Consider the following 4457-nt stretch of genomic DNA (forward strand, 5'->3'; position numbering starts at 1 on the left):
TCGAGGGACAGCCTCGGCCCGTCGCCAACCCGCTCGACAGCTGGTCGCTCGAGGTGATTGGCGCCGTGGCGAAGGAATTCGGCGCGCGTGCCGTTTCGCCTTCAGACCGGCCTTACCTGCCGTTCCAGCAATGGGCGATGCGGGCGGAAGGGCTGAGGCCGTCGCCGCTGGGCATCCTCATGCATCCTCAGTATGGGCTTTGGCACGCCTATCGCGGCGCGTTGCTGTTCGAGGACAAGATTTCTGTTCCCGAACCTCATGCAGCGATTCATCTTTGCGACACATGCGTCGAAAAACGCTGCCTGAAATCCTGTCCGGTGGACGCCTATTCGGTGGATGGCTTTGCGCACCAGGCGTGCCTGGCGCATGTGCGCGGACCGCGAGGCGAGCCCTGCCGGAGCGGCGGCTGCCTCGACCGCAACGCCTGTCCCTATGGCGCTGAGTATCGCTATCCGGCCGATGTCCAGGCCTTCCATATGGCGGCGTTCGCCGGGGTGTAGACATTCTTCCGAACCGCACGGAAACTTGACCGCGATCGAAAGGTTCCGGCTTGCCCTGGAGGGCAGTGCGGATATCTATCGCCTGGCAACCGGCGGAGCGCGGGAATGACGAAGCAGGACATCGAGATCAAGACCCAGGACGGCACGGCGAAGGCTCGGCTGTTTCGTCCAGCCGCGCCGGCCAAGGCCGGAATCATCCTCTACATGGATATTTTCGGTCCGCGTCCGGTGCTCGACCAGATGGCGGAGCGCCTCGCTGGGCATGGCTATGCCGTGCTGGTGCCCGATCTCTTCTACCGCTATGCGCCCTATGGCCCGTTCGATCCCAAAACCGCGTTCACCGAGGCAAAGACCAAGGCCCTGCTGTTGATGCTGAGCGGCGGTACGACGCAGGGCATGACCATCCGCGACGGCAGCGCCTTCCTCGACGCGTTCGCGGCCGAGGGCATTGACGGACCGATTGGCGTCGTCGGCTATTGCATGGGCGGCGCGCGGGCGTTGAACGCGGCGGCGAGCTATCCGGACCGGATCGTTGCCGCGGCAAGCTTCCATGGCGGTAATCTGGCCAGCGAAGCGGCCGACAGCCCGCATCGCAAGGCGGCTTCGATCAAGGCGCGCGTCTATGTCGGCGTCGCCGGCGTCGATCATAGCTTCCCGCCCGAGCAGTCGGCGCGGCTGGCGGAGGCGCTCAGGGTGGCAGAGGTCGACCATACGATCGAGAACTATGTCGGCGTCGGCCATGGCTGGTGCGTGCCGGATCATAGCGTCTATGACAAGGCGGGGGCTGAACGCCACTGGAAGCGGCTGACGACGTTTTTCAAAGAGACGCTGGGCTGAGTTTCGGTCTCGGATTGTAGTGCGCGTGGCCTAGCGCGAGCCCTCGAATGTCCGCGCCGCCCCTCATCCGCCCTTCGGGCACCTTCTCCCCGTGGAACGGAGAGAAGGAAAAAGTGGTGCCGCAAAAAAATCTTTTCATCGCCCCAAGGATTGGCCATTAGCCTTCGTCCAACGGGCAAATGACGGCGATGATGCTGGACGACAGCGAAGCCTCCGATGCCGAGTTGATCGGGCGGGCGAGGGGCGGAGACAGGGGGGCTTTCGGCAAACTGGTCGAAAGGCACTATGGCTTCGTCTATCGCGCCGCCTATCGCTGGTGCGGCAGGAAGGCCGACGCCGAGGACATTGCTCAGGATGTCTGCGTGCGGCTCGGCCGCGCGATCCGCGACTATCAGGGCAATGGCGCCTTCACGACATGGCTCTATGCCATGACGCTGAATGCTTCGCGCGACATGATGCGCAAGCGCGCCCGCGATACCGCCAAGGCCGATGCCTATGGCGCCTATGCGTCGATCGCGGGCGAGGTGCCAGCGGACGATCCCGCCGATGCGTTGTGGACGGCGGTGCGGCTGCTGCCGGACAAGCAACGCGATGCGGTGCTGCTCGTCTATGGCGAAGGTCTCAACCACGCGGCGGCGGCGGAGGTGATGGCGATCTCGGAGACGACGGTTTCCTGGCACATCCATGAAGCGAAGAAACGGTTGAAGCTGCTGATGCGTTCAGCCGGGGAAGTGTGACCATGGTCGACGACAACGAACTCGAAAGGCTGCGTGACATCGCTGTGCCGGCGCCGGACGGCGAAGCGAAGGCGCGTGCGATGGCCGCCGCAATGCAGGCGTTCGACCTCGATGAAAAAACTTCGACGGCCCCCCAAGGAACGTCCGCAGGCCTTCGTCTCACGGAGCGAGCACAAAAGCTCTGGAGAGACATCATGCAACGGAAACTCATTGCCACGCCGGCCATCACCGCGCTGGTCGCACTGCCTATCGCCGGATATGCCGCTTTCGAGATGCTGAAGGAACAGCCGCCCTTCATTAACGGCAACGGCAAGGTCACCGAGACGGTGGCCGACAAGCCGGTAGCGCAGAAGCCCGCGCCGATGCAACCGGCGATCAACGAGCCGCTGCCGGCTGCGCCGGCGAAGGAGAAGAAGACCGGCGCGGACGCGGAGACCCGGACCAATTCACAAATGGTGCCGGCAACGCCGCTCGAGCCGGCGACCGAGGTCGACAACCTGCTCAAGCAGGAGGCAACGCCCGAAGCCGAGCCCGCCCTGCAACCCGCGCCAGCCGAGAGTGGCCAACTCGCAACCGGCGGTAAGGACGGGGTCGGGGTAATTGCGGGCTATTCCCCCAAGCGGAGCGCCGACGAGTTGGAGCGAGCCGACAAGGCGCCGGCAGGGGTAGCGGCGGCGATCCCGGCGTCTCCTCCGGCAATGGCCGATTTTAAGCTGATGGTGCAGCCCGCGCCCATGCCGGCTGACCAGATGCAGCCGCAGGAGGAAAACCGCGACCGCATCGAGACTTTCAAGACCAATCCGGTGCATGAAACGGCGCAGGACCCGGTCTCGACCTTCTCGATCGATGTCGACACGGCTTCCTATTCCTTCGTGCGGCGCTCCCTGAAGGAAGGCAGCCTGCCTGATCCGGACACCGTCCGGGTCGAGGAAATGATCAATTACTTCCCCTACGACTGGAAGGGTCCGGATTCGGCCGCGACGCCGTTTAACTCGACAGTCACCGTCATGCCGACGCCGTGGAACGAGCACACCAAGCTCATGCATGTCGCGATCAAGGGTTTCGACGTGAAGCCGGCCGAGCAGCCCAAGGCCAACCTCGTCTTCCTGATCGATGTGTCGGGCTCGATGGACGAGCCGGACAAGCTGCCGCTGCTCAAATCCGCCTTTCGCCTGCTGGTCAGCAAGCTCAAGCCCGACGACACCGTCTCGATCGTCACCTATGCCGGCAATGCCGGCACGGTGCTGATGCCGACCAAGGCGGCGGAAAAGCAGAAAATCCTTGCGGCCATCGATAATCTCGAGCCCGGCGGATCGACGGCCGGTGAGGAAGGCATCCGCGAAGCCTACAAGCTTGCGCAGCAATCCTTCGTCAAGGACGGCGTCAACCGCGTGATGCTCGCCACCGACGGCGACTTCAATGTCGGCCAGACCGATGACGACGATCTCAAGCAAACGATCGAGAAGGAGCGCAAGACCGGCGTCTTCCTCTCGGTGTTCGGTTTCGGGCGCGGCAATCTCAACGACCAGATGATGCAGACCATTGCCCAGAACGGCAACGGCACGGCCGCCTATATCGACACTTTGGCCGAAGCCGAGAAGGTGCTGGTCGAGGATGCCTCCTCGACGCTGTTCACCATCGCCAAGGACGTCAAGATCCAGGTCGAGTTCAATCCGGCCAAGGTCTCCGAATACCGTCTCATCGGTTATGAGACCCGAGCCCTCAACCGCGAGGATTTCAACAATGACCGCGTCGATGCCGGCGATATCGGTTCGGGCCATTCGGTGACGGCGGTCTATGAAATCACGCCGAAAGGGAGCGGCGGCGAGCAGGTCGATCCGCTGCGCTACGGCCAGGCCAAGGTCGACAATGGCGGCGTCGCCAATGCCGACGAATATGCCTTCGTCAAGATCCGCTACAAGCTGCCGAGCGAGAATGTCTCGAAGCTGATCACCACGCCGGTGACCGCCGCCAATGAGGTCTCGTCCTTCGACGCGGCCGGCGCCGACCAGCGCTTCTCGGTGGCCGTCGCGGCCTTCGGGCAGAAGCTGCGCGACGAGGACCAGACGGCGAATTTCGGCTATGACCGCATCGCCGAGATCGCCGACGCCGCGCGCGGCGCCGATCCGTTCGGCTACAGGGCGGAGTTCCTGTCGCTGGTGCGCCTGGCCTCATCGCTGGACGGTAATAAATAGGGCGTTGCGAATTGAACGAAGGCCGGCGGGACTAAGCGCGTCGCGGGTGCGACGCGCTTAGGTTTTATGGAATGGCCCGCCCTCCTTTGAGGCATCGGCTAGGGTGCCTGTGTTTGGAAAGCGGAGAAGGACGAGCCATGACGATCATGATGCTGGGAATTGACCTTGGCAAGAACAGCTGCAGCGTT

General features: G+C 63.5%; 4 protein-coding genes. All 4 read left to right on the top strand.

What is annotated here, in order from left to right:
- On the top strand, positions 1–500 hold a 500-nt coding region (locus EOA24_RS28575), incomplete at its 5' end, for a 4Fe-4S dicluster domain-containing protein (protein ID WP_133374653.1).
- Positions 501–605: 105 nt separating this feature from the next.
- The gene (locus EOA24_RS28580) at positions 606–1337 is read left to right on the top strand and encodes a dienelactone hydrolase family protein (protein ID WP_126082182.1); all 732 of its coding nucleotides are present in this window, start codon (positions 606–608) and stop codon (positions 1335–1337) included.
- 179 nt (positions 1338–1516) lie between these two features.
- Positions 1517–2074, top strand: coding sequence for an RNA polymerase sigma factor (locus EOA24_RS28585; protein ID WP_126082183.1), 558 nt, complete (start codon positions 1517–1519; stop codon positions 2072–2074).
- Between the two features lie 2 nt (positions 2075–2076).
- A complete protein-coding gene (locus tag EOA24_RS28590; protein ID WP_126082184.1) occupies positions 2077–4269 on the top strand; it encodes a VWA domain-containing protein in 2193 nt (730 codons plus the stop codon).
- Positions 4270–4457 lie beyond the last annotated feature (188 nt).

Origin of the sequence: Mesorhizobium sp. M2A.F.Ca.ET.039.01.1.1 (genome assembly GCF_003998035.1) — a bacterium.
Lineage (GTDB): Bacteria > Pseudomonadota > Alphaproteobacteria > Rhizobiales > Rhizobiaceae > Mesorhizobium.

Bases quoted from the DNA above. Each gene is read 5' to 3' on its own strand.
- EOA24_RS28580 (WP_126082182.1), top strand. From the start codon at position 606: ATGACGAAGCAGGACATCGAGATCAAGACCCAGGACGGCACGGCGAAG.
- EOA24_RS28585 (WP_126082183.1), top strand. From the start codon at position 1,517: ATGACGGCGATGATGCTGGACGACAGCGAAGCCTCCGATGCCGAGTTG.
- EOA24_RS28590 (WP_126082184.1), top strand. From the start codon at position 2,077: ATGGTCGACGACAACGAACTCGAAAGGCTGCGTGACATCGCTGTGCCG.